The organism is Hominilimicola fabiformis (assembly GCF_020687385.1).
Taxonomy (GTDB): Bacteria; Bacillota; Clostridia; order UBA1381; family UBA1381; genus Hominilimicola; species Hominilimicola fabiformis.
Genome location: NZ_JAJEQM010000046.1, coordinates 1 through 1,339 on the forward strand (window position 1 = coordinate 1; position 1,339 = coordinate 1,339).

Here is a 1,339-nt window from a genome sequence, read left to right on the forward strand (position 1 = left end):
AAAGAGGAAAGTGGCGGACGGGCGAGTAACGCGTGAGTAACCTGCCCATAAGAGGGGGATAATCCATGGAAACGTGGACTAATACCGCATATTGTAGTTAAGTTGCATGACTTGATTATGAAAGATTTATCGCTTATGGATGGACTCGCGTCAGATTAGATAGTTGGTGAGGTAACGGCTCACCAAGTCAACGATCTGTAGCCGAACTGAGAGGTTGATCGGCCGCATTGGGACTGAGACACGGCCCAGACTCCTACGGGAGGCAGCAGTGGGGAATATTGCGCAATGGGGGCAACCCTGACGCAGCAACGCCGCGTGCAGGAAGAAGGTCTTCGGATTGTAAACTGTTGTCGCAAGGGAAGAAGACAGTGACGGTACCTTGTGAGAAAGTCACGGCTAACTACGTGCCAGCAGCCGCGGTAATACGTAGGTGACAAGCGTTGTCCGGATTTACTGGGTGTAAAGGGCGCGTAGGCGGACTGTCAAGTCAGTCGTGAAATACCGGGGCTTAACCCCGGGGCTGCGATTGAAACTGACAGCCTTGAGTATCGGAGAGGAAAGCGGAATTCCTAGTGTAGCGGTGAAATGCGTAGATATTAGGAGGAACACCAGTGGCGAAGGCGGCTTTCTGGACGACAACTGACGCTGAGGCGCGAAAGTGTGGGGAGCAAACAGGATTAGATACCCTGGTAGTCCACACCGTAAACGATGGATACTAGGTGTAGGAGGTATCGACCCCTTCTGTGCCGCAGTTAACACAATAAGTATCCCACCTGGGGAGTACGACCGCAAGGTTGAAACTCAAAGGAATTGACGGGGGCCCGCACAAGCAGTGGAGTATGTGGTTTAATTCGAAGCAACGCGAAGAACCTTACCTGGGCTTGACATCCCTGGAATCGAGTAGAGATACTTGAGTGCCTTCGGGAATCAGGTGACAGGTGGTGCATGGTTGTCGTCAGCTCGTGTCGTGAGATGTTGGGTTAAGTCCCGCAACGAGCGCAACCCCTATTGTCAGTTGCCATCATTAAGTTGGGCACTCTGGCGAGACTGCCGGTGACAAATCGGAGGAAGGTGGGGACGACGTCAAATCATCATGCCCCTTATGCCCAGGGCTACACACGTACTACAATGGCCGATAACAAAGTGCAGCGAAACCGTGAGGTGGAGCGAATCACAAAACTCGGTCTCAGTTCAGATTGCAGGCTGCAACTCGCCTGCATGAAGTTGGAATTGCTAGTAATCGCGGATCAGAATGCCGCGGTGAATACGTTCCCGGGCCTTGTACACACCGCCCGTCACACCATGAGAGTCGATAACACCCGAAGCCTGTGAGCTAACC

At 52.8% G+C, this 1,339-nt stretch carries 1 rRNA gene; it reads left to right on the forward strand.

The features are described 5' to 3' along the window. A 16S ribosomal RNA gene (locus LKE05_RS14050) occupies window positions 1–1,339 on the forward strand; the annotation flags it as partial.